The sequence below is a fragment of the Streptomyces sp. NPDC048636 genome, assembly GCF_040650655.1.
In the GTDB taxonomy this organism is placed as follows: Bacteria; Actinomycetota; Actinomycetes; order Streptomycetales; family Streptomycetaceae; genus Streptomyces.
In genome coordinates, this window is record NZ_JBEZHR010000011.1 from 51,504 (window position 1) to 76,132 (window position 24,629).

At 74.0% G+C, this 24,629-nt stretch carries 22 protein-coding genes and 1 pseudogene; 14 read left to right on the forward strand and 9 right to left on the reverse strand.

The annotated features are described in order from the left end of the window. Positions 1–48: 48 nt before the first annotated feature. Positions 49–345, reverse strand: a complete 297-nt coding sequence (locus tag AB0C66_RS26465) for a hypothetical protein (RefSeq protein ID WP_362443505.1) — start codon at positions 343–345, stop codon at positions 49–51. Positions 346–360: 15 nt separating this feature from the next. Further along, entirely contained in the window at positions 361–579 is a 219-nt protein-coding gene (locus tag AB0C66_RS26470) for a hypothetical protein (RefSeq protein ID WP_362443508.1), read from the reverse strand. Positions 580–692: 113 nt separating this feature from the next. On the opposite strand from AB0C66_RS26470, the gene AB0C66_RS26475 reads away from it, so the two are divergent. The 3 genes from AB0C66_RS26475 to mug are packed head-to-tail and all read left to right on the forward strand — an operon-like array spanning position 693 to position 3,543. Next, entirely contained in the window at positions 693–1,475 is a 783-nt protein-coding gene (locus AB0C66_RS26475) for an SGNH/GDSL hydrolase family protein (RefSeq protein WP_362443511.1), read from the forward strand. 60 nt (positions 1,476–1,535) lie between these two features. After that, complete coding sequence (gene purB / locus AB0C66_RS26480) at positions 1,536–2,978, forward strand: adenylosuccinate lyase (protein ID WP_362443514.1); 1,443 nt, start codon at positions 1,536–1,538, stop codon at positions 2,976–2,978. A 28-nt stretch (positions 2,979–3,006) separates the two neighbouring features. Then, positions 3,007–3,543: a G/U mismatch-specific DNA glycosylase gene (mug, locus tag AB0C66_RS26485; RefSeq protein WP_362443861.1), complete on the forward strand. Its 537-nt coding sequence runs from the start codon at positions 3,007–3,009 to the stop codon at positions 3,541–3,543. Here the strand turns inward: mug and AB0C66_RS26490 are convergent. After that, positions 3,540–3,977 carry a hypothetical protein gene (locus tag AB0C66_RS26490; protein ID WP_362443517.1) on the reverse strand — a complete coding sequence of 146 codons (438 nt, stop codon included), beginning with the start codon at positions 3,975–3,977 and terminating at the stop codon, positions 3,540–3,542. The two genes, mug and AB0C66_RS26490, sit on opposite strands and share 4 nt — an antisense overlap. A gap of 185 nt (positions 3,978–4,162) precedes the next feature. Here AB0C66_RS26490 and AB0C66_RS26495 point away from each other — a divergent pair, with 185 nt between their 5' ends. Next, on the forward strand, positions 4,163–5,365 hold the full coding sequence (locus AB0C66_RS26495; RefSeq protein WP_362443520.1) for an ROK family protein: 1,203 nt from the start codon (positions 4,163–4,165) through the stop codon (positions 5,363–5,365). A 22-nt stretch (positions 5,366–5,387) separates the two neighbouring features. Here the strand turns inward: AB0C66_RS26495 and AB0C66_RS26500 are convergent, their stop codons facing one another. Then, positions 5,388–6,134, reverse strand: a complete 747-nt coding sequence (locus tag AB0C66_RS26500; protein WP_362443523.1) for a GntR family transcriptional regulator — start codon at positions 6,132–6,134, stop codon at positions 5,388–5,390. Between the two features lie 180 nt (positions 6,135–6,314). Here AB0C66_RS26500 and AB0C66_RS26505 point away from each other — a divergent pair, with 180 nt between their 5' ends. After that, positions 6,315–7,061, forward strand: a complete 747-nt coding sequence (locus AB0C66_RS26505; protein ID WP_362443526.1) for an SDR family oxidoreductase — start codon at positions 6,315–6,317, stop codon at positions 7,059–7,061. Between the two features lie 80 nt (positions 7,062–7,141). Here AB0C66_RS26505 and AB0C66_RS26510 read toward each other — a convergent pair whose 3' ends face one another. Beyond that, positions 7,142–8,023 carry an RNA polymerase sigma-70 factor gene (locus AB0C66_RS26510; protein ID WP_362443529.1) on the reverse strand — a complete coding sequence of 294 codons (882 nt, stop codon included), beginning with the start codon at positions 8,021–8,023 and terminating at the stop codon, positions 7,142–7,144. A gap of 146 nt (positions 8,024–8,169) precedes the next feature. Here AB0C66_RS26510 and AB0C66_RS26515 point away from each other — a divergent pair, with 146 nt between their 5' ends. From AB0C66_RS26515 to AB0C66_RS26530, 4 genes are all read left to right on the forward strand, one after another. Further along, complete coding sequence (locus AB0C66_RS26515; protein WP_362443532.1) at positions 8,170–9,000, forward strand: alpha/beta fold hydrolase; 831 nt, start codon at positions 8,170–8,172, stop codon at positions 8,998–9,000. 190 nt (positions 9,001–9,190) lie between these two features. Continuing rightward, on the forward strand, positions 9,191–10,765 hold the full coding sequence (locus tag AB0C66_RS26520; RefSeq protein ID WP_362443534.1) for an alkaline phosphatase D family protein: 1,575 nt from the start codon (positions 9,191–9,193) through the stop codon (positions 10,763–10,765). A gap of 56 nt (positions 10,766–10,821) precedes the next feature. Continuing rightward, complete coding sequence (locus AB0C66_RS26525) at positions 10,822–11,361, forward strand: DUF1990 domain-containing protein (protein WP_362443537.1); 540 nt, start codon at positions 10,822–10,824, stop codon at positions 11,359–11,361. Positions 11,362–11,489: 128 nt separating this feature from the next. Beyond that, positions 11,490–12,908: a GNAT family N-acetyltransferase gene (locus AB0C66_RS26530; protein ID WP_362443539.1), complete on the forward strand. Its 1,419-nt coding sequence runs from the start codon at positions 11,490–11,492 to the stop codon at positions 12,906–12,908. On the opposite strand, the gene AB0C66_RS26535 is transcribed toward AB0C66_RS26530, so the two are convergent. Further along, positions 12,832–14,046 (reverse strand): PLP-dependent transferase, encoded by a 1,215-nt coding sequence (locus AB0C66_RS26535; RefSeq protein WP_362443541.1) that lies wholly within the window; start codon positions 14,044–14,046, stop codon positions 12,832–12,834. The genes AB0C66_RS26530 and AB0C66_RS26535 overlap by 77 nt on opposite strands. Before the next feature lie 59 nt (positions 14,047–14,105). On the opposite strand from AB0C66_RS26535, the gene AB0C66_RS26540 reads away from it, so the two are divergent. The 4 genes from AB0C66_RS26540 (at position 14,106) to AB0C66_RS26555 (ending at position 18,251) form a co-directional block, all read left to right on the forward strand. Further along, a complete protein-coding gene (locus AB0C66_RS26540; RefSeq protein ID WP_362443544.1) occupies positions 14,106–14,600 on the forward strand; it encodes an Lrp/AsnC family transcriptional regulator in 495 nt (164 codons plus the stop codon). A 264-nt stretch (positions 14,601–14,864) separates the two neighbouring features. Further along, positions 14,865–16,547, forward strand: coding sequence for a DUF885 domain-containing protein (locus tag AB0C66_RS26545; RefSeq protein WP_362443547.1), 1,683 nt, complete (start codon positions 14,865–14,867; stop codon positions 16,545–16,547). A 209-nt stretch (positions 16,548–16,756) separates the two neighbouring features. Continuing rightward, positions 16,757–17,632: an ATP-grasp domain-containing protein gene (locus AB0C66_RS26550; protein ID WP_362443550.1), complete on the forward strand. Its 876-nt coding sequence runs from the start codon at positions 16,757–16,759 to the stop codon at positions 17,630–17,632. 64 nt (positions 17,633–17,696) lie between these two features. Beyond that, positions 17,697–18,251, forward strand: coding sequence for a GNAT family N-acetyltransferase (locus tag AB0C66_RS26555; RefSeq protein ID WP_362443553.1), 555 nt, complete (start codon positions 17,697–17,699; stop codon positions 18,249–18,251). A 282-nt stretch (positions 18,252–18,533) separates the two neighbouring features. Here AB0C66_RS26555 and AB0C66_RS26560 read toward each other — a convergent pair whose 3' ends face one another. Further along, positions 18,534–22,118: an AAA family ATPase gene (locus tag AB0C66_RS26560; RefSeq protein WP_362443555.1), complete on the reverse strand. Its 3,585-nt coding sequence runs from the start codon at positions 22,116–22,118 to the stop codon at positions 18,534–18,536. Beyond that, on the reverse strand, positions 22,115–23,344 hold the full coding sequence (locus AB0C66_RS26565; protein WP_362443557.1) for an exonuclease SbcCD subunit D: 1,230 nt from the start codon (positions 23,342–23,344) through the stop codon (positions 22,115–22,117). The genes AB0C66_RS26560 and AB0C66_RS26565 overlap by 4 nt, the downstream gene beginning before the upstream one ends. Before the next feature lie 171 nt (positions 23,345–23,515). On the opposite strand from AB0C66_RS26565, the pseudogene AB0C66_RS26570 reads away from it, so the two are divergent. Then, positions 23,516–23,731: pseudogene (locus AB0C66_RS26570) on the forward strand (ATP-binding protein); the annotation flags it as partial. 155 nt (positions 23,732–23,886) lie between these two features. Here AB0C66_RS26570 and AB0C66_RS26575 read toward each other — a convergent pair. Next, positions 23,887–24,513: a YigZ family protein gene (locus AB0C66_RS26575; protein ID WP_362443560.1), complete on the reverse strand. Its 627-nt coding sequence runs from the start codon at positions 24,511–24,513 to the stop codon at positions 23,887–23,889. Positions 24,514–24,629 lie beyond the last annotated feature (116 nt).

The window sequence follows — 24,629 nt, forward strand, 5'->3', positions numbered from 1 at the left end:
CGGCCCGGCCCGGTTGCCGCGGGGCCGGGGCGCACGGCACCGCGGCCCTCACTCCTCGGTGCGTCTGGATTCATGGGCGATGATGCACGCCTGCCAGTGCGCCAGTGCCTCCTCCCGGCCGCCACCGGTCTCCTCGGCCACCGCGAGGAGCGCGTCGGCCGCCATCGCGGCGAGCCGCACCGCGACCCGGCTCACATCGCGTCTCCCGAGCGGCTCCAGGAGGGCCGCCGCGCCCTCTCCGTCGTCGGCGAGCGCGGCGGCGACGATGGCCATGGTCGTACGGTCGCATTCAAAGGCATCCACGCCGAGCACACTGCCCGCCGGGACCCGTGCGGAACCCGGCACGGTCCAACCGGGGTATCACCCCTGGGGACGCGGCCCCGGGCGGGTGGCGGAGGGGTCGTAGCGGAAGACGACGTACTCGACCCGGCCGATCATCTTGACCCTGGGCGTGCGCCGGTACAGCTCGGGCGGCCGGAAGATGTTGTCGTCGAAGATGTCCGCGCCGGGCTCCACATTCCAGCTGACGGTCGTCCCGTTCCGCGCGCCGCCCTCGAAATAGATGTGGGTCATCGCCATGCGGCTCATCATGCTCGCGCCCGCGCCCCCGCGCAGCACACCGGCGCCGGAACCCCCGTGCGGGGTGGGTACCGACCGGGCGGTCTGGAGCTCCGGATAGGATCGTCGGCGCCATGCAGACGAACATCACCTACACCAGCTTCGCCGCGCTGGGCGACTCCTTCACCGAAGGCATGTCCGACGAGCTCCCTGGCGGCGCCTACCGCGGCTGGGCGGACCTCCTCGCCGGGCGGCTCGCCGCCCGCACCCCCGGCTTCCGCTACGCCAATCTCGCGGTGCGCGGCAAGCTGATCGGCCAGATAGTCGACGAGCAGACCGGTCCGGCGGCCGCGATGGGCGCCGACCTGGTCACGCTGGTCGGCGGGCTCAACGACGTACTGCGGCCCACATGCGATGTGGACCGGGTGTGCGCGCTGCTGGAGGAGGCGGCGGGACGGCTGGCGCCGAACTGCGAGCGGCTGGTGCTGATGCGCAGCCCGGGGCGGCGCGGACCGGTGCTGATGCGGTTCCAGCCGCGGATGGAGCAGCTGTTCTCCTTCATCGACGAGCTGGCCGTCCGCCATGACGCGACCGTGGTCGACCTGTACGCCTCCGAGCCGCTGGGCGACCCCCGGCTGTGGGCCGACGACCGGCTGCATCTGAACGCGGAGGGGCACCGCCGGGTCGCCGAAGCGGTGTGGCAGGCGCTGGGGCACCCACCGGAGGCCGACTGGAACGCCCCGCTGCCGCCGCCGGTCCGGCCCGGCTGGGTCGCCCGGCGCACCTCCGACGCCCGCTTCGCCCGGGAGCACCTCGGGCCCTGGGTCGTGCGGCGGCTGACGGGCCGTTCCTCGGGCGACGGGCGCGCTCCCAAGCGGGCCGAGCTGCTGCCGTACCCGGCCCCGGACGAGGGCTGAGCCCCGGCCCGCCACGGGGCCCGGTCTGGCCTGCGCGTTCGGCCAGTAGACTCTGTGCACGTGACTGCTAAGCCGCGCATCCCGAACGTCCTGGCCGGCCGCTACGCCTCCACGGAGCTGGCCGTCCTGTGGTCCCCCGAGTACAAGGTGACGCTGGAGCGGCGGCTGTGGCTCGCCGTGCTCCGCGCCCAGAAGGACCTCGGGATCGAGGTGCCGGACGCCGCCATCGCCGACTACGAGCGGGTCCTGGAGGATGTGGACCTGGCCTCCATCGCCGAGCGGGAGAAGGTCACCCGGCACGATGTGAAGGCCCGGATCGAGGAGTTCAACGCCCTCGCCGGTCATGAGCACGTGCACAAGGGCATGACCTCCCGCGACCTCACCGAGAACGTGGAGCAGCTCCAGATCCGGCTCTCCCTGGAGCTGGCGCGGGACCGTACGGTGGCCGTGCTGGTCCGGCTGGCGAAGCTGGCCGCCGACCACGCCGAACTGGTGATGGCGGGCCGTTCGCACAATGTCGCCGCGCAGGCCACGACGCTCGGCAAGCGGTTCGCGACCGCGGCGGACGAGCTGCAGGTGGCCTACGCACGGCTGGAGGAGCTGCTCGGCCGCTATCCGCTGCGCGGTATCAAGGGCCCGGTGGGCACCGCGCAGGACATGCTCGACCTGATGGGCGGCGGTCGGGAGGGGGCCGCGAAGCTGGCCGAGCTGGAGCGGCGGGTCGCCGGTCACCTGGGCTTCGGGCAGGCGTTCACCTCGGTCGGCCAGGTCTATCCGCGCTCCCTGGACTACGACGTGGTGACCACCCTGGTGCAGCTGGCCGCCGCCCCGTCCTCGCTGGCCAAGACGGTCCGGCTGATGGCCGGGCATGAGCTGGTGACCGAGGGCTTCAAGCCCGGCCAGGTCGGCTCCTCCGCGATGCCGCACAAGATGAACACCCGCTCCTGCGAGCGTGTGAACGGTCTGGCGGTGATCCTTCGCGGCTATGCCTCGATGGCCGGGGAGCTGGCGGGCGACCAGTGGAACGAGGGCGATGTGTCCTGCTCGGTGGTGCGCCGGGTCGCGCTGCCGGACGCGTTCTTCGCCTTCGACGGGCTGCTGGAGACCTTCCTGACGGTGCTCGACGAGTTCGGTGCCTTCCCCGCCGTGATCGCCCGTGAGCTGGACCGCTATCTGCCGTTCCTCGCGACGACGAAGGTGCTGATGGGCGCCGTGCGGGCCGGGGTGGGGCGCGAGGTGGCGCATGAGGCGATCAAGGAGCACGCGGTCGCCGCGGCGCTGGCGATGCGCGAGCGCGGCGCCGAGCGCAATGAGCTGCTGGACTCCCTCGCCGCCGATGAGCGGATTCCGCTGGACCGGGCCGCGCTGGAGGGGCTGATGGCGGACAAGCTGTCCTTCACTGGCGCCGCCGCCGACCAGGTCGGCGCGGTGGTGGCCCGGATCGAGGAGATCGCCAAGCGGCACCCCGAGGCCGCGGCGTACACGCCCGGGTCGATCCTCTGACCGCGGCGGCGACCCGGTGTCCCCTTCGCTGACGCCCGAGCAGCTGGCGGCCGCCCGCGACCGTCTGGTGCCGGATGTGGTCGCGGACGGTCTGCGGGTGCTCTTCTGCGGGATCAACCCGGGGCTGATGACGGCCGCGACGGGCCACCACTTCGCCCGTCCCGGCAATCGCTTCTGGCCCGTGCTGCACGCCTCGGGTTTCACCCCGCGCCTCCTCCACCCGTCCGAGCAGTCGGAGCTGGTGGAGTACGGGCTGGGCATCACGAACGTGGTGGCGCGGGCGAGCGCGCGGGCCGATGAGCTGAGCGACGAGGAGTACCGGGAGGGCGGCCGGGTCCTGGAGGAGAAGGTGGAGCGGCTGCGGCCCCGGTGGCTGGCGGTCGCCGGGGTGACCGCCTACCGGGTCGCCTTCGGCGACAAGCGCGCGAAGATCGGTCCGCAGCCGCGGACGATAGGGGAGACGCGGATCTGGGCGCTGCCGAACCCCAGCGGGCTCAACGCCCACTGGACCCTGGCGACGATGGCCGAGGAGTACGCCCGGCTGCGGGCCGCGGCGGAGGGCTAGCGCGGCTCCGCCCCGGGGCCGGGATCCTCCGCTATGGCCACCACCAGCTGAAGCGGCAGCTCCCGGTCTCCCTGCCCCACTCCCAGCGCCACCCAGCGCCCGTCCACCCGCCAGGTGTGCAGCTCGGGGACATAGCCGCACAGCGTGTCCAGCGGCGGCGGGACCGGCTCGCCCATGGCTGAGCGCTCCAAGTGGTCCGTGAGATCGAGGACTTCGGGGGCGCCCCATCGTAAGGACAGGACGTGGACGAGCACGAGGAGCTCGGCCTCGAACTCCTCCCCGACCTCCTCCACCCGTGTGAGGTCCGCGTCCCAGAACTCCTCGCTCACCCTCAGGTCGGCCACCCGGCACCCCGAACCGCGCTGCGCGGGCAGGGCGTCGGCGCGCAGCCGGTCGATCGTGGCCAGATATCGGGCGGTGGTGCTGCTGGTCATGCGGTCAGTAAACAACGCGGGTCGGACATGTGGCCCTCCGTCAGGGTCCGGGCGTCCGGCGGGACGCCTGACGGTCGGCCGCGGAGCGGATCGGGCCCGCCCGGCGCCGTGCCGGGGGCCACTCGCCGGGTGCGCCCCCAGCGGATACGATCCGCCAGACACGGACAGCGAGGGAGGCCGACGACGTGGGGCGGCTCACCGGCGGGGATCCGTCTCTGCTGCGGCGCATCAACTCCGCCGTCGTGCTGCACGCGCTGCGCGCGGCGACAGCGACCGGGTCGGGGAGCGCCTCCCGTAGCCCCGGGGCCGCGACCCTCACCGATCTGACCCGGGTCACCGGGCTCTCCCGGCCCACCGTCGAGGGTGTGATCGACGGACTGATCGGCAGCGGGCTGGCGGTGGACGTACCCGCCGAGGAGGGCGGGGTACGCCGCCAGGGCCGTCCCGCGCGCCGGTTCCGCTTCCGGGCCGAGGCCGGACATCTGCTGGGCATCGAGATAGGGGCGCACCGGGTCGCCGCGCTGCTGTCCGACCTCGACGGCCGGGCGCTGGGCTCCACGGTGCGCGAGGTGTCCGAAAGGGCGTCGGCGGAGGAGCGGCTGGAGCGGGTGCGCGGCGCCGTCGCGGATCTGCTGCGCGCGGCCGGGGTGGCCCGCCACTCGCTGCGCGCGGTCGGGGTGGGCAGCCCGGGGGTGGTGGAGGACGACGGCTCGGTGCATCTGTGCACCGCCCTGCCGGGGTGGACCGGGCTACGGCTCGGCGAGCGGCTGCGGCGGTCGTTCCGCTGTCCGGTGCTGGTCGAGAACGACGCCAACACGGCTGCGGTGGCCGAGCATTGGAAGGGCGCGGCGCTGGGCTCGGACGATGTGGTGTTCGTGCTGGCCGGGCTGAGTCCGGGCGCGGGTTCGCTGATCGGGGGGCGGCTGCACCGGGGGTTCGGCGGCGCGGCCGGGGAGATCGGGGCACTGCATCTGCTGGGCCGGGAGGCGACCCCGGAGGAGGTGCTGTCCACCACCGGGGAGCCGCTGAGCCCGCTGGACGAGGAGCAGGTGGCCCGGGTCTTCGCACTGGCCCGGGAGGGGGACGTCCGGGCGCGGGCCGCCGTGGAGCGGTTCGTACGGCGGCTGGTGCACGATGTGGCGGCGCTGGTGCTGGCGCTGGATCCCGAGGTCGTGGTGGTGGGCGGCTGGGCCGCGGGGCTCGACGGGATGCTGGATCCGCTGCGCGACGAGCTGGCCCGCTACTGTCTGCGGCCGCCGCAGGTGGCGCTGTCGCTGCTGGGTGAGGCGGCGGTGAGCATGGGCGCGCTGCGGCTGGCTCTGGACCATGTGGAGGCGGAGCTGTTCGCGGTGGAGGGCACGGTCACGGCCCGGCGTGCGGGCCGCTGACCGGCGGTGGACGGGCGAACGCTCAACCCGCCAGCAGCTCCTCGGAGTCCTGCGGATCGCCGAAGGTGAGCCGGCAGGCATCGGCCCGGTAGGTGGCCACGGCGACGGCGGCGGTGCGCCCGGCCGCGGCATAGCGGGTGGTGACGACGAGCACCGGGGCGCCGGGCAGCCGGTCCAGCTCCTTGGCGTCGTCCGCGCGGGCCGAGCCGAGCTCGACGGAGCGCTCACGGCCCTCCAGCTCCAACCGGCGCAGCTCGCGCAGGACGGCGCGGGCGCGGGCCAGCCCGCCGGTGGTGTCGATGGCGGCGAGGCCGGGCACCGACTCGGCCGGGATGTAGAGCAGTTCGGCGGCGAGCGGCAGGCCCTGGCTGATCCGGGTGCGCCGGACCCGGTGCACGGGGGTGTCGGGGTCGGTGTCGAGCAGCCGGGCGACGGCGGCCGGGGGCACCACCTCGACACTGTCGACGGACTGCCAGGCGTCCGCGCCGCCGTCGGTCCAGCCGTGGGTGGAGTCGCCGACGGCCACACCGACGCGGGGCGGGGCGACAGTGGTGCCGACACCGCGGCGGCGCTGGAGCCTGCCTTCCAGCTCGAGCTGTTCCAGGGCCTGCCGGAGGGTGGCGCGGGCGACCCCGAAGCGGGCCGCGAGCTCACGCTCGTTCGGCAGGATCTCCCCGACGGCGAACTCGGTGTCGAGCGCGTCGCTGAGCACGGTCTTCAGGTGCCAGTACTTGGGCTCCGGCACCGATTCCAGCTCCGTGGTCCCCACCCTGTCCCCCTGTTCCCGCACCGGTGACGCGGCACCGGTTATGCGTACTTCTTTATTAAAGGTTGTTGCAGTATCAATGCGACCATAAGGCGGTGTGGGTACTTGGTCAAGACCAATCCGCGGTCGGCTAGGGTCGGTGATCACTAGTTCTGAGGGCCGGAGCGGGGCGGGAGCGGAACGATGGACCAGGTCACGGTGGTCACCGGCGGGAGTCGCGGGATCGGGGCGGCGGTGGCCGTACGGCTCGCCCGCGCCGGGCACCACATCGCCATCGGCTACGAGCGCGCGCGGGACGCGGCCGAGCGCAGTGCGGCGGCGGTGCGCGCCGAGGGCGTCGCCGCGGTCGTCGTCCAGCTGGACACCAGTGTCGAGGGCCAGGTCGAGGCGCTGTTCGACACCGCCCGGGCGGAGCTGGGCCCGATCACCGGGCTGGTCAACAACGCGGCGATCACCGGACGTCTCGGCCGGTTCACCGAGACCCCGCCCGAGGTGATGCGCCGGGTGGTGGAGGTCAATCTGACCGGCGCGATGCTGTGCGCACGGCGAGCGGCGCGCGAGATGTCCACGCGCCACGGCGGCCGGGGCGGCGCCATCGTCAATATCTCCTCGGGCGCGGCGACCACCGGCAGCCCCGGGGAGTACGTCCACTACGCGGCCAGCAAGGCGGCGGTGGACACCATGACCGTGGGGCTGTCCAAGGAGCTGGCCGAGGAGGGCATCCGGGTCAACTCGGTCCAGCCCGGGATGACGGTGACCGATATCCATGCGCGGATGGGCGACCCGGAGCGGCCGTGGAAGGTCGCGGGCCGGGTGCCGATGGGGCGGCCGGGTGAGCCGCAGGAGATCGCGGGGGCGGTGGCGTGGCTGCTGTCGCCGGAGGCGTCGTACACCACCGGCGCGGTGCTGCGGGTCGCGGGCGGGCTGTGAGCCCGCGGCGCCCCGCGAGTTGAGTCCGCGCTTCCGCGAGGTGGACCCGCTCCCGTCGGGCGACCCGGCCCGGCGGGGGCTCAGCGGGCGAACGAGGCCAGTTTGTCGGGGTTGCGCACGATGTAGACCGACTGGATCCGGCCGTCCGCCACATCGAGGCTCATCACCGCGTCCGGTACACCGCGCGAGTACAGCATTACCGCCGGCCCGCCGTTGATCTCCGTGATGACCAACTCCGGTTCCTCGATCGGCTGCTGGGCCACGGCGATCAGGAAGCGCCCGACCTTGTCCGCCGTCTCCAGCACCCGCAGCGGCGCCTTGGCCTTGCCGCCGCTGTCGCCGACCAGCCGGGCGTCGGGGGCGAGCAGCGCGAGAAGCTGCTCGATGTCGCCGCCGGTGGAGGCGGCGAGGAACTTCTCGGTCAGCTCCCGCCGCTGCCGCTGGTCCACCTCGAAACGCGGTTTGCGCTCCTCCACATGGCGCCGGGCCCGGCCGGAGAGCTGCCGCACCGCCGCCTCGCTGCGGTCCAGCGTCTCGGCGATCTCGCCGTACGGAAAGCCGAACGCCTCGCGCAGCACGAACACCGCGCGCTCCAGGGGCGACAGCGACTCCAGGACGACCAGCACCGCGAGGGAGACCGTCTCGGAGAGCAGGGCGCGCTCGGCGGCGTCCGGGACGGTGTGGCCGAGGTCGGTGGCGATCGGCTCGGGCAGCCACGGCCCGACGTAGGACTCCCGGCGGGAGGTGATCTGGCGCAGCCGGTCGATGGCGAGCCGGGTGGTGATCCGCACCAGGAAGGCGCGCGGCTCGCGCACCTGCTCGCGGTCGGTGCCGGACCAGCGCAGCCAGGTCTCCTGCACGACGTCCTCGGCGTCGGCGACCCGGCCGAGCATGCGGTAGGCCACTCCCGTCAGAACGGAGCGGTGCGCTTCGAAGACGTCGGTCGCGGAGTCGAGGGCCACGGCCCCATCCCACCCGACACCGGGCGGGTTGTCCAGGCGGACCGGACCCGGCCCCCGCTCGGGTCTACCCGGCGGTAACTCCTGCTGACATGCTGTCTCATACGCCTGCCCGGCAGATCATGACAAGCCGACCCGAGGAGCCTCCCATGGCCGCGACCCTCTCCTTCCCCGTCGACACCCCCGGCGGCCCCCGCACTGCCCGGATCGTCCACGAGCGGCGCGGCTCGGGGCGCCCGCTGGTGCTGCTGCACGGCATCGGCCACCACTGGCAGGCATGGGAACCGGTCCTGGACATCCTGGCGGTGGAGCGCGATGTCATCGCCGTCGACCTGCCCGGTTTCGGCGCCTCGCCCGCGCTGCCCGACGGCGTCCCGTACCACCTGGACGGTGTGGTGCCGGTGCTCGGGGCGCTCTTCGAGGCGCTGGACGTCGACCGCCCCGATGTCGCCGGGAACTCCCTCGGCGGACTGCTCGCCCTGGAGCTGGGCCGGGTCGGGCTCGTACGGTCCGTCACCGCGCTCTCCCCGGCCCGGTTCTGGAACGAGGCCGAGCGCCGCTACGCCTTCGGGGTGCTGAACGCCATGCGAGTGGGCGCACGGCGGCTGCCGCCCCCGATGGTGGAGCGGCTGGCCCGCAGCGCGGCCGGGCGGGCGGCGCTCACCGGCACCATCTATGCCCGCCCCGGGCGGCGTTCACCCGAGGCGGTGGTGGCCGAGACCCGGGCGATGCGCGAGGCGGTGGGCTTCGAGGCGACGCTCGCCGCCGGGGACGCGGGGCCGTTCACCGAGGATGTGCCGGATGTGCCGGTCACCATCGGCTGGGGGTCCCGCGACCGGCTGCTGCTGCGCCGGCAGGGTGTGCGCGCCAAGCGGGTGATCCCCGGGGCGCGGCTGGTGCGGCTGCCCGGCTGCGGCCATGTCCCGATGAGCGACGACCCGGCGCTGGTGGCCCGCGTGATCCTGGACGGCAGCCGCTGACCGACGCCGCCCGGCGGACGACCGCCGGGCGGGGGACCGTCCGGCGCCGCCCACTTCCCCCGGTACGGGGGCCGGTTGTTCACTGTCCGTTCGGGCGCGGGGCATCTCGCACCGATAGCAACGACAGCGGCACGACCACACATCGGCCACGCAGGGCACAGCGGTTCTTCGATCACACAGGAGGTTCCACATGGCGCGGGATTCCGGCAGGCGGATGGGGCGGCGGGCGGTACTGCGGGGTTCGGCGGCCGCCTCGGCCGCGCTCAGCCTTCCCGCCGTGGCACCGGCCGCGCCCGCGCAGGCGCTGTCCGGCCGGCCGAACGCCCGGTGGGGCGTCCAGGTGGGCGATGTGACCACGTCGTCCGGGCTGGTGTGGGTACGCGCCGACCGCCCGGCCCGGATGATCGTCGAGACCTCCGCGACCGAGTCCTTCACCCGGCCGCACCGCTGGCAGGGCCCGGTGGTGGGCCCCGGCACCGACTTCACCGGCCGTACGGCGCTGCGTGGACTGCCGTCCGGCAGCCAGGTGCACTACCGGGTGGTGCTGGCCGACCCGGACGACCCCCGCCGCACCGGTGAGCCGGTGTACGGCACGTTCCGCACCGTCTCCGCCCGCCGCCGCGAGGGCGTGCGCTTCGTATGGTCCGGCGATCTGGCGGGCCAGGGCTGGGGGATCAACCCCGACCACGGCGGCTTCCGCATCTTCGAGGAGATGCGCCGCCGGGACCCGGACTTCTTCCTGTGCAGCGGTGACAACATCTACGCCGACGGCCCGCTGACCGAGAGCGTCACCCTGCCGGACGGTTCCACCTGGCGGAACGTGGTCACCCCGGAGAAGACCAAGGTGGCCGAGAGCCTCGACGAGTTCCGCGGCGCCTTCCGCTACAACCTGCTGGACACCGCCCTGCGCCGGTTCCACGCGCAGGTGCCGGTCATCTCCCAGTGGGACGACCACGAGGTCCTCAACAACTGGTACCCCGGCGAGATCCTGACCGACGCCCGGTACACCGAGAAGAACGTGGATGTGCTGGCGGCCCGCGCCCGGCGGGCGTTCGCCGAGTACGCCCCGGTCGGCACCCTGCGGCCCGACGCCCAGGGCCGGGTCTACCGGGTGCTGCGGCACGGTCCGCTGCTGGATGTCTTCGTCCTGGACTGCCGTACCTACCGCGACGCCAACTCGCCCGGCCGCCAGCCGGAGAACACCCAGGGCATCCTGGGCGCGGAGCAACTGGCCTGGCTCAAGCGGGAGCTGTCGCGGTCGCGCGCGGTGTGGAAGGTGATCGCCTGCGATATGCCGCTCGGCCTGGTGGTACCGGACGGCACCACCGATATCGAGGGAGTGGCACAGGGCGACCCGGGTGCGCCGCTGGGCCGTGAACTCCAGCTGGCCGAGCTGCTGCGGCATATCAACCACCGGAAGATCACCGGCACGGTATGGCTGACGGCCGATGTGCACTACACCTCGGCGCAGCACTACGACCCCTCGCGGGCGGCGTTCAAGGACTTCGCGCCGTTCTGGGAGTTCGTCACCGGGCCGCTGAACGCGGGCGCCTTCCCGGCGGTGAAGCTCGACGGCACCTTCGGGCCCGAGCAGCCCTTCGTCAAGGCGCCGACCCGGGCCAATGTGTCGCCCGCCGAGGGCTTCCAGTTCTACGGCGAGGTGGACATCGACGGGGACAGCGGTGAGATGACCGTCCGGCTCTGCGAGGACGGCGGAAAGGTGTTGTTCACCAAGGTGCTGCGGCCGGGTCTGGTCGGCCAGTAGCCGCCTTGGCGGTACGCCGCGCGGTGGGTGCCCACCGCGCGGCGTACGGTACGGATATGACGTCCACCGGCGGCCCCGGCAGCCCCGCCCCGGCGTCCCGCCTCACCTATCCGGAGGCGGGTGCCACCCGGCGGTGGCCGCTGCCGGACGGCTACCGCCACCTGCGGGTCAGCACCGCGCTCGGCCACGGGCCCGCGGTGTTCGAGCGGGCCGGACGGGCGGTGCTGGACTGGCGGATGCACCGGGCGGTCGGGGTCTCCATCCGCTCCTGGGAGCCGGTCGCCACCGCGGGACGGCCGGTCGTGGTGGGGCTGGGCGCCGGAGCGCTGCGGCTGCGCGCACCGTGTGAGGTGGTGTGGACGGTCGCGGACGGGACCCGCACCGGCTTCGGCTACGGCACGCTGCCGGGCCATCCGGAGTGCGGCGAGGAGTCGTTCGTGGTGCGACGGGAATCGGACGATTCCGTGGTGTTGACGGTCACGGCGTTCAGCCGTCCGGCAACGTGGTACACGCGCATGGCGGGGCCGCTGGTGCCCCTCTTCCAGCGCGCCTACGCACGCCGCTGCGGCAGGGTGCTGCGGCGACTGGCCGCCTAGGAATGGGAGATTCCATCTTCAATGGTTCGATTACGGACAAAAATATCCTCTCCCATCAAATCACTACTTAACCCTTCGGACACATGGTGTTCGTGATCAGGCAACACCCTTGCGCGAAGGTGTTTTCCATGACCTCACCGGCGAAATTCCCGCACCCCTCGCACCTCCGCCGCCACTGGCGGCGTGAACTCGTCGAGCTGGCCGCCCTGTTCACGGCGGTGGCGGTCGCCGACGCGGTGGCCAACACGGTCGTACACGGCCCGGACGGGCCGGTGGTGCTCATCGCGTCCGCGGTGGCGCTGCTCGCCACGACCGCCTTCCACCTCTGGTGGTCACGACGCCATGGCCGTACGCCACCGGACGGCTCACCCTCGCCCGCGGGCGGCGCGCACACCGCCGCCGCGGGCGCCCCGGAGACCGAGCGCCCCGAAGCCACCGCGCTGTGGCGGATGCGCACCACCGTCCGGGACGAGCCCGGCACCCTGGCGGCGCTGTGCGCGGCGCTGGCCGAGCACCGGGTGGACATCCTCGCGCTGCAAACCCATCCGCTGGCCGACGGCACGGTGGACGAGTTCCTGCTGCGCTCCCCCGAGTCGCTCCCTGCGGCCGAGCTGACCCGGGCGGTCGCGGCCGGGGGCGGTCGCGACAGCTGGCTCGAACGGGCCGACACCCACGATCTGGTGGACGCCCCCACCCGCGTGCTGACGCTGGCCACCCGCACCGCGCTGGACGGGGCCGAACTCCCGCTGGCACTGCGGCAGTTGCTGGGCCGCTGCACCATTCACTCACTGCCCGCCAAGTCCCTCACCGGCCGCCGTCTGGACGGCACCCCGCCGGTCGAGGGGGTGTTGGAGGAGACCGTCATGCGGCTGCGCGACCCGTCCGGGGGTGCGATCACCATCGAGCGGCCCCATCTTCCGTTCACGCCGACCGAGTTCGCCCGGGCCCGCGCCCTGGTGGAGCTGGACGCCCGGCTCGGCCCGCGCGTCCCGCACCGCAGCGATGTGCTGACCCTGCCGGAGGGGAACGAGATCACCGTGCGCCGCGCGGGCACCGGCGATCTGCCCGCCGCCCGCGCGATGCACGGCCGCTGCTCCCCCGCGACGCTCGGTCTGCGCTACCACGGGCCGATCGGCGACGCCGACCGCTACTTGGGCCATCTGCTGAGCCCGCGCTTCGGCCGGACACTTGCCGCCTATACCGCCTCCGGACGGCTGGTGGCCCTCGGCCATCTGCTGTGGGACGGGGACGAGACCGAGGTCGCGCTGATCGTCGAGGACGACTGGCAGCGGCGCGGTGTCGGCGGCGAGCTGCTGCGGCGGCTGGTGGCGATGGCCACCGAGACCGGCTGCGAGAGCGTCTACGCCGTGACCCAGTCGGCCAACACCGGCATGGTGGCCGCCATGCGCGCCCTCGAACTCCCGCTGGACTACCAGATCGAGCAGGGCACCCTCGTGATCACCGCCCGGCTCAGCCCGGCACCGGCGCCCGCTCCGGCTCCGACTCCGGCGCCGCTTCCGGCGCCCGCCCGGCCGCACGGGCACTGAGCGCCCGGTCCAGATCGCCCCACAGGTCCTCGACGTCCTCCAGGCCGACCGACATCCGCAGCAGCCGGTCGCTGATGCCATGCGAGTGCCGGTCGCCCTCGGCCACGATGCGGTGGCTGATGGAGGCGGGGTGCTGGATCAGGGTGTCGACGCTGCCGAGGCTGACCGCCGGGGTGATCAGCCGGACCCCGGCGATCACCTCATGCGGATCGCCGTGCGTCTCGAAGGCCACCATCGCGCCGCCCAGCCGCGGATAGTGGACCCGCTCCACCCGCGGGTCGGCGGCCAGCCGCCGGGCCAGCTCCGCGGCGGTCGCCGAGGCGGCCCGTATCCGCACCGGCAGGGTCGACAGACCGCGCAGCAGCAGATACCCGGCGAGCGGATGGAGCACTCCGCCGGTGGCGAACCGCACCTGCCGCAGCGACCGCGCGAAGGCCTCGTCACAGGCGACGACCCCGCCCAGCACATCACCGTGGCCGCCGAGGTACTTCGTCGCGCTGTGCAGGACCGCACTCGCACCCTGTTCGGCCGGGCGCTGGAGAACCGGGGTGGCGAAGGTGTTGTCGGCGAGCAGCGGCACCGTGCCGCAGGAGTGGGCGATGGCCCGCAGATCCAGCTCGCGCAGGGTCGGGTTGGCCGGGGACTCGACCACCACCAGACCGGTGTCCGGGCGGATGGCGTCGGCCACTCCGGCCGGATCCACCCAGGTCACCTCGGTGCCCAGCAACCCGGCGTCCAGCAGATGGTCACTGCATCCGTACAGCGGACGGACCGCGACCACATGCCGCAGCCCCTGGGCCACCCGCACCAGCAGACAGGCGCTGAGCGCCGCCATCCCGCTGGCGAACGCGACCGCGCTCTCGGTGCCCTCCAGCCGGGCGAGGGCGGTCTCGAAACGGCCGACGGTCGGATTGTCGAGGCGGGCATAGACCGGCGGGCCGTCCGGCCGGGCGCCGGTGGTGGCGAAGTCGTCGATCCGGGCCGCCTCCTGGCGGCTGTCGTACGAGGGATAGGTGGTCGACAGGTCCAGTGGCACGGCGTGCAGTCCCTGGGCCGCGAGATCCTCGCGACCGGCGTGGACGGCCTCGGTGGCGAGTGCGTGGCTCCCGCCGTTGCGCATGCTCTCCGTGAAGTCCATGGGAGCAGAGTGAACAAGCGCCGATTCAATCCGACTGGTGTTCGTGCTACGTTCGGCCGATGGCCGAAACTGTCGCTCTCGATCCGGTGGATCTCCAGATTCTGCGGCTCTTGCAGAACGACGCCCGGACCACCTATCGGGATCTCGCAGCCCAAGTGGGCGTCGCCCCCTCGACCTGCCTCGACCGGGTCACCCGGCTGCGCCGCTCGGGAGTCATTCTCGGCCATGAGCTCCGGCTCGACCCCGCCAAGCTGGGCCGCGGACTGGAGGCACTGCTCTCGGTACAGCTGCGGCCGCACCGCCGCGAGCTGGTCGGACCGTTCGTCGAACGGATCCGGGCACTGCCCGAGTCCCGGGCGCTGTTCCACCTCGCCGGGCCCGACGACTACCTCGTCCATGTCGCGGTCGCCGACACCGCCGATCTCCAGCGGCTGGTGCTGGACGAGTTCACCTCACGCCGTGAGGTGACCCGGGTGGAGACCCGGCTGATCTTCCAGCAGTGGGAGTGCGGGCCGATGCTGCCCCCCGCCCACGAAGGCGCCTCCCTCGGCTAGGTCGTGTCGTTTGGATCTTCGCGGATCAGGCCGCGGCGTCGGATGCGGTGCATCGCAAGGCGGAGCCTGACCCGCGTACTGGGCGTACTCGGGTCTGGCGACAACGCCGCGAGGTGCCGTAGCCGGCGTCGCGGACCCGCGAAAGATCCGAACGACACGGCCTAGGGGTGTCCGGGTGGGCATCCGGCCACCGGACCGGCGGGTTCAGGTATGTCACAGGTAATGCTGCTGACGCCGTGACCCGGCTCGTACGAGGATGGCCGCATGTCCGACACCAAGAACGCAGCCCTGCCCCGTGACGTCGCCGACGCCTATGTCGACGCCCTCATCGCCCTCGACCCGATCACCGGCACCTATATGGGCGTTCCCGAGAGCTCGCGCGGCCTCCCGGACTTCTCCCCGGCGGGCGCCGAGGCCCTCGCCGATCTGGCCCGCACCACTCTGGACCGGCTGGCCGAGGCCGAGGCGCGACCCGGCGGGGACAGTGACGCCGAGCGGCGCTGCGCCCGGCTGCTGCGGGAGCGGCTGACCGCCGAGCTCGCCGTGCACCACGCCCACGAGGGGCTGCGCGCCGTCAGCAATCTGCACTCCCCGCTGCACTCGGTACGCGGCATCTTCACCGTGATGCCCGCCGAGTCCGAGGACGACTGGGCGGCCATCGCGGCCCGGCTGCGCGCCGTACCGGCGGCGCTCGAGGGTTACCGCGCCTCGCTCGCCGAGGGGCTGCGCCGGGAGCTGCCCGCCGGGCCCCGGCAGGTGGCCACCGTGCTGGAGCAGCTGGCGGAGTGGATCGGCACCGACGGCGGCTGGTTCGCCGAGTTCGCCGCGGGCGGCCCGAAGGGGCTGCGGGAGGAACTGGACGAGGCCGCGGCCGCCGCCACCGGCGCGCTGGCCACCTTCCGCGACTGGCTGCGCGACCAGTACGCGCCGGCCGTGGCAGGCGCTCCGGACGTCGTCGGGCGCGAGCGCTACCGCCGCTGGGTCCGGCTGTGGAACGGCACCGATCTCGACCTGGACGAGGCGTACGCCTACGGCTGGTCGGAGTTCCACCGCATCCACGCCGAGATGCGCACCGAGGCCGGGAAGATCCTCCCCGGCGCCACCCCGTGGGAGGCGCTGCGCCACCTCGACGAGCACGGCACCCATATCGAGGGCGTCGAGGAGACCCGGGTCTGGCTCCAGGAGCTGATGGACGAGGCCATCGAGAAGCTGGACGGCACCCACTTCGACCTGGCCGAGCGGGTCAAGCGGGTCGAGTCGATGATCGCCCCGCCCGGCGGCGCCGCGGCGCCGTACTACACCCAGCCCTCGGTGGACTTCTCCCGCCCCGGCCGGACCTGGCTGCCCACCATGGGCGAGACCCGCTTCCCGGTCTACGACCTGGTCTCCACCTGGTACCACGAGGGCGTTCCCGGCCACCACCTCCAGCTCGCCCAGTGGACCCACGTCGCCGACCGGCTCTCCCGCTACCAGGCCTCCGTCGGCATCGTCAGCGCCAACGCCGAGGGCTGGGCGCTGTACGCGGAACGGCTCATGGACGAGCTGGGCTTCCTCTCCGACGCGGAGCGGCGGCTGGGCTATCTGGACGCGCAGATGATGCGGGCCCTGCGGGTGATCGTCGACATCGGGATGCACCTGGAGATGGAGATCCCCGCCGACTCCCCCTTCCACCCCGGTGAGCGGTGGACCCCGGAGCTGGCACGGGAGTTCTTCGGGATGCACTGCGGCCGCCCCGCCGAATTCCTCGACAGCGAGCTGGTCCGCTACCTCGGCATGCCGGGCCAGGCAATCGGCTACAAGCTCGGCGAGCGCGCCTGGCTGACGGGCCGCGAGGCCGCCCGCAAGGCCCATGGCGACGCCTTCGACGCCAAGAAGTGGCATATGGCGGCGCTGTCGCAGGGGTCGCTGGGACTGGACGATCTGGTCGAGGAGTTGTCGGCGCTGTGAGGACGGGGTGCGGCGTGCGCGGGTAGGGCGGGGCCCGGCCGGGGTAGTGGCGTGTGGCCCGGCCGGGTGGCGGCGTGGGGCTCGGCCGGACTCCTCCCATGGTGGCCCGGCCGGACCCCGCCGATCGTGACCCGACCGGGTCCCTCCGATCATGAGCGGCCGGGAAACGCGCTTGTGGCGGGGTCGTCCCCCTTTCTAGGGTCCGCTTCATGGGCCCCGCCTTCCTCTTCTCCCGCGATCCGCTCGCGCCGCGCCGCGTCGACCCCGAATTCGCCGACGAGGCGCGCGCCGTGCGCATGGCCGGGGCCACCGTCGCCCTGATCGACCACGAGGCCCTGCTCTCCGGGGATACGGCGGCCGCGGTGGCCCGGGTGCCCCGGGAGGCCGGGTCCGCCTGGTACCGCGGCTGGATGCTGCCCGGCGACCGCTACGCCGCGCTGGCCACCGCCCTCGCCGAGCGCGGCCGCACCCTGCTCACCTCGCCCGAGCGCTATCGCACCGCGCATGAACTCCCCGGCTGGTACGAGGTCTTCGCACCCCTCACCCCGGCCAGCGCATGGCTGCCCACCGCGCCGGGTCGGATGCCGGAGGAGTCCCGGCTCGCCCGGCTGGCCGCCCGGCTCGGCGGCGCGGGCCCGGCCGTGGTGAAGGACTGGGTCAAATCCCGCAAACACGAGTGGGACGAGGCCTGTTACGTCCCCGACCTCGCCGACACCGGCCGTCTCACGGCCGTCGCCACCCGTTTCATCGAGCTCCAGGACGACTTCCTCACCGGCGGTGTGGTGCTGCGCCGCTTCGAGCGCTACCGGCCGGTGGGCGAGGCGCGCGTCTGGTGGCTGGACGGCGAGCCGGTGCATATCGGGCCCCACCCCGACTCCCCCGCCCTGCGCCCCGCCCCGGATCTGACGGAAGTGGGACCGGCGGTCAGGGAGTTGGGCTGCCGCTTCATCACCACGGATCTGGCGCTGCGGGAGGACGGCCGGTGGCGTGTGGTGGAGGTCGGGGACGGACAGGTCAGCGGTCTGCCCCGGGACGCCGATGCGCGGCCCCTGTTCACGGCCCTGACGGCGGCCGCCACCCGCTGACCGGTACAGTCACGCTGCGCCGCGCGGCCCCGCGCCGCGCCATCCGGTGCCGGAGGTTCAGCGCATGGTGTACCAGGCGTCGTACGAGGCCGGTCGGCTCGTTCTGCGGGGCGCGAGGGTCACCCTGCGCGAGCACACCCCCGAGGACGCGGCGGCCGTGGCGGACGGCGAGTCCGCGGGCCTTGAGTGGATCGACGGTCGGCCGGGCGAGGATTCGGTCGGCGCGGCCACGATGACCGTACGGGCCATGATCGCGGGCCATCTGGGCTCCCCCTGGGGCATCTTCGCCGTCCTGCGGTCGTCGGACGGCACGGCCCTGGGCAGCATCGGCTTCCACGGCCCGCCCTCCGCCCCGGACGGTGAGGTCGAGATCGGCTACGACCTCTCCCCCTCGGCCCGTGGCGCGGGCTGGGCGACGGACGCGGTCCGGGTACTGGTGGCCTGGGCGCTGGCACGACCCGAGGTCCACACGGTGATCGCCACCACCGACCCGGCGAACGCACCGTCCCAGGGCGTCCTCACCCGAGCGGGCTTCACCCGCGCCCCCGCCCGTGGCGACCTGTACGCCTACCGACGAGACGCCGCCCCGGTGGCGGACCCGTCGTCCACGGACGCCTGATGCCCGAGCGGACGGAAGGCGACCCGTGAACGACGCGTCGACCGGCGGCTGAGGGGACGCACATCGCCGCCCGAGGCGGCCCCCACCGCCCAACGGAGCGACGCTGCACCCCGCTTATGCGTGGGAGGCGACCGGTACCCGCACGTCGCGGAGGGCGTCCGCCGCAGCCGGGCGTGGGCGGGGGACGCGGAGTCCTGTCCGCGGGACAGGGCCAACGGACGGGCGGGGTCCGCGACGCGCGCTCGCGAGGCCACCAGGCCCGCGCGGAGCGCCGCGTCGCACTCAGACACCCGCCGCCAGGCGGTACCGCACCGACGAGCCCCGGCGGCCCTTGACGACCTCCAGCTGCGCCGGGATCCGCTGGCGCAGATCCGCGACGTGGCTGACGATGCCGACCGTACGGTCCCGCTCGCGCAGCGAGTCCAGCACGTCCAGCACCTCGTCGAGGGTCTGCTCGTCCAGGCTGCCGAACCCCTCGTCGATGAAGAGGGTGTCCAGGCGGACCCCGCCCGCCTCGTCCGTGACGACGTCGGACAGCCCCAGCGCCAGCGCGAGCGAGGCGAAGAAGGTCTCACCGCCCGAGAGGGTGGCGGTGTCGCGCTCGCGGCCCGTCCAGGCGTCGATCACGTGCAGCCCGAGGCCGGAGCGGCCGCGGCCGCTGGAGCGGGCGTCGGAGTGCACCAGGGTGTAGCGGCCCGAGGACATCCGCGCCAGGCGCGCGCTCGCCGCCGCCGCGACCTGTTCCAGCCGGGCGGCGAGCACATACGCCTCGAGCCGCATCTTGCGCTCGTTGTCGGCCGCGGTGCCCGCCGTGAGCGTGGCGAGGCGGGCGACGCGGTCGTACTCCTGGCGCAGCGGGGCGATCCGGCGGGCGTCCGTGACCGCCCGTTCCGACAGTGCGTCCAGGTCGTCGCAGCGGGCACGGGCGGCGGCGTCCGCGGCCGAGGCGTCGCGCAGCGCCCGGGTGGCCGCCTCGGCGGCGGCGCGCGCGCCCGCGGGGTCGGCGGGCGGCCCCTGCGCACCGGCGAGCACCCGTTCGTCGGCCAGTTCCGCCGCGACGGCCGCGGCCTCCGTCTGCCACCGCTCGACGCGCAGCCGCGCCTCACGCTGCCGCTCGGGCGGCAGAACAGCGCTCGCGGCGGCCTGGGGCGTGGCGAAGCCCGCGCGGTACGCGGCGTCGGCCAGCCGGGCGTCGGCCTCCTTCAGCCGCCGCACGGCGTACTCGGCCGCGCGCGCCGCCTCCGCGGCGCGCGCCAGCAGCCCGGCCTGCCGCTCCAGCCGCCCGGCGCGCTCCGCCACGGTGGCGGCGCCGGCCCGGGTCTGTTCCAACTCGATGAGCAGCGCGGTGCGTTCGCGGAGCAGCGCCTCGCGGTGCGACGTACGCGCGGACGCCCGGCGTTCGGCCTCCTGCCGCTGGGTGAGCCGCCGCTCGTACTCCCGCTCAGCACGGTCCAGGGCCTCGCGGGCGGGGTGGGCGTCCGCCGCCGCCTCACGGGCCTCGGCGTACGCGGACCGCAGCTCGGCCACGGCACGGGCGAGTTCACCGGTCTCGCCGCCGTCCGCGGTGGCCTCGGCACCGGCGAGGGTCTCACGCAACCCGTGCAGGACGCGCTCGGCCTCCTCCCGGTGTGCGTCTGCCCGCTGGTACTCCTCCAGCGCGGCTTCCTCGGCGGCCCGGTCGACATGCCCGGCCCCGGGGCGCGCCGGGTCCGGGTGCACGGCCGATCCGCACACCGCGCAGGGTTCCCCGGTCCGCAGCTCGGCGGCGAGTTCGGCCGCGATACCGCGTAGTCGTCCCTCCTTGAGGTCCAGCCAGGTCTGCTTGGCGGCGGTGGCGTTCTCCCGGCACCGGAGCCGGTTCTCCCGTGCCTCAGCGGCCTCTCCGGTGAGCCGATCACGCAACCGGGCGGCCTCGAGCCGCCGTTCGGCGGGCTCGATCCGGCCGCCGAGCTGTTCGGTCCGGGTCGCGGCGTCCTGGGCGGTCTCGATACGTCGTTGATGCGCCGTGCGGACCGTCTCCCACCCGGCGAGCCAGTGGGCGGCCTCCGCGAACGCCTCGTCGTCGGCGCGCGCTTCCCGGTCGAGACCGGCGATCTCATCGGCCACGGCCTCGGCCCGCCGTTCACCACGCCGGGCGGCGGCCAGGGACCCGAGCTCTTCGCGCAACCAACGCTCCGCCCGGGCCAAGGAGGCGGCGTCCGCCTCGGAGAGGCGGGAGGGGCCGCGGTCGTCGTCGGCCGTGGCGGACGACGAGGGTCCGTGCGGCGGTAGGTCGTCCCGACCCCGCCGCGGGGCGGGCGCACTGCCACCATGGGCCGCCGCCGGGGGCGTTGTGCCGGAGCCCGGCACGGCGCCGTCCGGCGACGGGCCGTCCCCTTCGGCAGCCGCCAGGGGGGCTACGCCCGAGCCCGGCACGGCTCCATCCGGCCCCGGGGCCGCCCGCCGCACACCGAACCGCGCGCCCGCCGACCCGGCACCACCGGAACCTTCCTCGCCGACATCCGGCGACGGGCCGTCCCCCGGGGCACCGACGCTTCCGCCCGCGGCGGGCCCGGTCGATGGCGCGGAAGCCGCGTCCTCGTGCGCGGGGCGCCGTTGACCGTCGGCACGTGCCGCGAACGGTGCCGTTCCCCGGGGTCGGGGTGCGTCCGCGTGATCGTCGCGGGCGGCCGAGGTACGCACCCGTGATGCCGGGAGGTCGCCCTCGTCCGGAGGGCGTTGGCCGGGAATGCCGGATTCGGCCGGGCGGTGGAGTGAGACGGGCAGGGCGTCGAGGCCCGGTTCGGCGGCGAGTTGGGCGCGGGCGGCGCGCTCGGCGTGGGCGGCGGCCCGGTTCTCGTGTTCCGCGGTGGCGCGCAGTTCGAGGGCCGGGGCGACCGCGTCCGCCGCGCGGGCGCGCTCCAGCCGCTGGTGCACCATGTCGCGTTCGGCGCGCTGCCGTTCGAGGTCGTCCGCGCGGCGCAGGGCCTCCGCGTGGCGGTGCTGCGACGCGGCCCGTTCGCGCTCGGTCTCGGCCGCGCGCTGGGCGGCGTCATGCGCGGCCTCGGCGGCCCGCACCGCGGCGAGCGCGATGTCGCGCCGCTCGCGCGCACCGGTGCGGGCGACGGCGGCCCACTCCAGGACGGCGTCGGCCAGCCCCGGTTCACCGGGGGCCAGTTCGGGCAGCGGTTCCCCCGCGACACCCGGGGCCGGGCCCGCCGCCTGGGCCATCCGGTGGGCGAGCGCCAGAAGCCGTTCATCACCGCCGATGACCCGCTTCTCGGCGGCCCGCCGCGACTCCGCGAGCCGTTCCTCGACGGCGGCGAAGCGACTGGTGTCGAACAGTCTGCCCAGCAGCTTGCCGCGCGCCATCTCGTCCGCGCGCAGGAAGCGCGCGAAATCCCCCTGCGGCAACAGCACCACCTGGCAGAACTGCTCCCGGCTCATACCGAGCAGCTGCCCGATCTCCTCGCCGATCTCCTGGTGCGAGCGGCTGAGCGCCTTCCACTTCCCCGTCGCGGGAACGAATTCACGCAGCAGGCTCTGCGCCTTCTCGCGCGTCGTACCGGTACCCCGCTTCTTCGGGCGGGGCTGTTCGGGGCTGCGGGTGATCTCCAGGCGCCGTTCGCCGACGGTGAGTTCGAGGACGACCTCGGTCGGGGTGAACGGATCGGCGTGGTCGCTGCGCAGGGATGGGCCGCTGCCCTGCCGGGCCCCGGGCACCTGCCCGTACAGGGCGTAGCAGACCGCGTCGAGCACCGAGGTCTTGCCCGCGCCCGTCGGGCCGTGGAGCAGGAAGAGCCCGGCGGTGGACAGTTCGGCGAAGTCGATCTCCTGGGTACCGCCGAAGGGGCCGAAGGCGGTGACGGCGAGCCGGTGCAGCCTCATCGCGCCCCCTCCGCGGCGCCGACGCCGCGCCGGGTCTCCCGTCCGGCGCCGCTCTCCTCGGTCCGCACGGCTTCGAGCGCGTCGCCGAGCACCGTGCGCTCCGCCGCGTCCGGGCCGCGTCCGCCACGCACATGGGCCACGAAGTCCTCGGCGATCTGCTGGTCGTCGCGGCCGCGCAGCCGCTGGGCGTAGGAGGCGAGCGGGTCCTCGGGGGGCCGCTCGGGGTCGAACGCGAGGGTGAGGACATGCGGGAAACGCCGTGTCAGCCGGGCCATCGGCTCCTGTGGACGGATGCCGTCGGTGAGGGTCGCCTCGACCCAGGCGTCCTCGTGCCGGGCGAGGCCGGGGTCGGCGAGCAGGTCCTCGATACGGCCTCTGAGCCGGGCGAGCGGCCGGGGTACGGGACAGTCCACACGCTCGGCGGACAGCGTGGCACTCCCCGGTGCCGCCTCACCCCCCGCACCCCTCGCGCCCAGCTCCACCAGCCACATGGACTTGCGGTGCGTGGCCTCGGAGAACGAGTACGCGAGCGGTGAACCCGAGTAGCGGATCCGCTCCGTGAGGGACTGGCAGCCGTGCAGATGTCCGAGCGCCACATAGTCGACGCCGTCGAAGACCCCGGCGGGGACGGAGGCGACACCGCCGACGGTGATGTCGCGCTCGCTGTCGCTGACCGCGCCACCGCTGACGAAGGCGTGGGCGAGGACGACGGAACGCGTGCCGGGCGGCCGGGCGGCGAGATCGGCGCGCACCCGGCGCATGGCGGCGTCCAGCACCGCCGTATGCCCGGCGGTCGGGGCGTCCAACGTCTCGCGCACCAGACGGGGTTCCAGATACGGCAGACCGTAGAAGGCCACCTCGCCGTGGTCATCACCGAGGACGACGGGGGTGGCGCAGTCGGCGGGGTCGGTGCGCAGATGGACACCGGCGCGTTCGATCAGCCCGGCGCCGACGCCGAGCCGACGGGCGGAGTCATGGTTGCCGGAGATCATGACGGTGGGCACACCGAGCTCCGCGAGACGGTGCAGGGCGTCGTCGAACACCTCGACGGCGGCGAGCGGCGGCACCGCGCGGTCGTAGATGTCCCCCGCCACAAGGACGGCGTCGACCTCGCGCTCCCGCACGGTGGTGACGAGATGGTCGATGAACTCACGCTGGGCGGTAAGGAGGTTCACCCGGTGAAAGGAACGCCCGAGATGCCAGTCGGAGGTGTGCAGGATTCTCACCGTTCATCCCCGACCCGCACGCTTGTCCTTTCCCCGCCCCATTGGCCCCGGTCCCCCGGTCACCATCGCGCCCGCACCGAGTAGGCGGTACGGGCATCGACCACGGTATCCGCGATCGACGCCCCGGCCATAATGCGGCCTTTCCTCTCCCGCCCGTGTCGCGCCCCACCCCCGCCCTGGGTCGAGTTGCATGTGATCGACGAGGGCCCGGGGATGACCGCTGAGCAGCGGCGTCGTGCCTTCGACCGCTTCTGGCGCGCCCCCGACGCCGCCAAGGGCGGCACCGGCCTCGGACTCTCGCTGGTGCAGCGGCCGGCCCATGTGAGCGGCGGGGAGGCCAGGTTGGCGGCGGCGCCCGGCAGTGGCCTGGACGCCGCGGTCCGGCTGCGGCCGGTGGGCCGCGCCGGTGCGACCCACCCGGCCCGGATCGGCCTCGGCCGCGGGCCCTCGGGAACCTCGCCGTGGTCGAAGAGGGCTGCCCGGGCGGCGGATGGTCCGGATCCGCCGCGCGGCGGGCCGGGCTCCGAGGTGCGGACGGGCACCTACGCGTCCTGGTACGCCTCCCCGCCCAGCACCAGGACGGCGGTCCCGGCGGTGGCGTCCGCGAGCCAGGCGCGGAACGCCTCGACATCCGCCTCGGGCAGCCCCACCTCGATCGTCACGTCCTCGGCGTAGCGCACCTCGCGCACCGCCCGCCCGGTGGCGCGCAGATCGTTCTCCAGCTTTCCGGCCCGCTGGTGGTCGACCGTGACGGTGACCAGCCGGAAGCGCTGCCGGACCACGGTGCCCAGGGAGTCCAGCGCCTCGCCGACCGCTCCGCCGTAGGCGCGGATCAGCCCGCCCGCGCCCAGCTTCACACCGCCGTAGTAGCGGGTGACGACGGCCACCACGTAGCGCACCTCCCGGCGCACCAGCATCTGGAGCATCGGGACGCCCGCCGTACCACCCGGCTCGCCGTCGTCGCTCGCCTTCTGCACCCCGCCGTCGGCGCCGATGACGTAGGCGAAGCAGTTGTGCGTGGCGGTGGGGTGCTCCTTCCGGACGCGCTGGATGACGTCCTGCGCCTCCCGCTCGGTCGCGGCGGGCGCGAGTGAGCAGAGGAAACGGGACTTGTTGATCTCGATCTCGTGCACGCCCGCGCGGGCGACCGTCCGGTACCGCTCCTGCATCCGTCCACCCTATGCGCCCCGGGGAGCGGTGTGCGGGGTCCGTCCGCTGCCGCCCGCACCGGGAATCTCCGGGCGCCGGTGACCGTTGTCGTGCGAAGAGCCCGGGAACGGTCCGT

What these genes read in the sequence shown, in the direction of transcription:
- AB0C66_RS26560 (WP_362443555.1), bottom strand. Translation starts at nt 22,118, where the DNA reads ATGAGGCTGCACCGGCTCGCCGTCACCGCCTTCGGCCCCTTCGGCGGT.
- AB0C66_RS26555 (WP_362443553.1), top strand. Translation starts at nt 17,697, where the DNA reads ATGGTGTACCAGGCGTCGTACGAGGCCGGTCGGCTCGTTCTGCGGGGC.
- AB0C66_RS26550 (WP_362443550.1), top strand. Translation starts at nt 16,757, where the DNA reads ATGGGCCCCGCCTTCCTCTTCTCCCGCGATCCGCTCGCGCCGCGCCGC.
- AB0C66_RS26530 (WP_362443539.1), top strand. Translation starts at nt 11,490, where the DNA reads ATGACCTCACCGGCGAAATTCCCGCACCCCTCGCACCTCCGCCGCCAC.
- AB0C66_RS26470 (WP_362443508.1), bottom strand. Translation starts at nt 579, where the DNA reads ATGGCGATGACCCACATCTATTTCGAGGGCGGCGCGCGGAACGGGACG.
- AB0C66_RS26475 (WP_362443511.1), top strand. Translation starts at nt 693, where the DNA reads ATGCAGACGAACATCACCTACACCAGCTTCGCCGCGCTGGGCGACTCC.
- AB0C66_RS26545 (WP_362443547.1), top strand. Translation starts at nt 14,865, where the DNA reads ATGTCCGACACCAAGAACGCAGCCCTGCCCCGTGACGTCGCCGACGCC.
- AB0C66_RS26540 (WP_362443544.1), top strand. Translation starts at nt 14,106, where the DNA reads ATGGCCGAAACTGTCGCTCTCGATCCGGTGGATCTCCAGATTCTGCGG.
- AB0C66_RS26575 (WP_362443560.1), bottom strand. Translation starts at nt 24,513, where the DNA reads ATGCAGGAGCGGTACCGGACGGTCGCCCGCGCGGGCGTGCACGAGATC.
- AB0C66_RS26515 (WP_362443532.1), top strand. Translation starts at nt 8,170, where the DNA reads ATGGCCGCGACCCTCTCCTTCCCCGTCGACACCCCCGGCGGCCCCCGC.
- AB0C66_RS26505 (WP_362443526.1), top strand. Translation starts at nt 6,315, where the DNA reads ATGGACCAGGTCACGGTGGTCACCGGCGGGAGTCGCGGGATCGGGGCG.
- AB0C66_RS26520 (WP_362443534.1), top strand. Translation starts at nt 9,191, where the DNA reads ATGGCGCGGGATTCCGGCAGGCGGATGGGGCGGCGGGCGGTACTGCGG.
- AB0C66_RS26490 (WP_362443517.1), bottom strand. Translation starts at nt 3,977, where the DNA reads ATGACCAGCAGCACCACCGCCCGATATCTGGCCACGATCGACCGGCTG.
- AB0C66_RS26525 (WP_362443537.1), top strand. Translation starts at nt 10,822, where the DNA reads ATGACGTCCACCGGCGGCCCCGGCAGCCCCGCCCCGGCGTCCCGCCTC.
- AB0C66_RS26535 (WP_362443541.1), bottom strand. Translation starts at nt 14,046, where the DNA reads ATGGACTTCACGGAGAGCATGCGCAACGGCGGGAGCCACGCACTCGCC.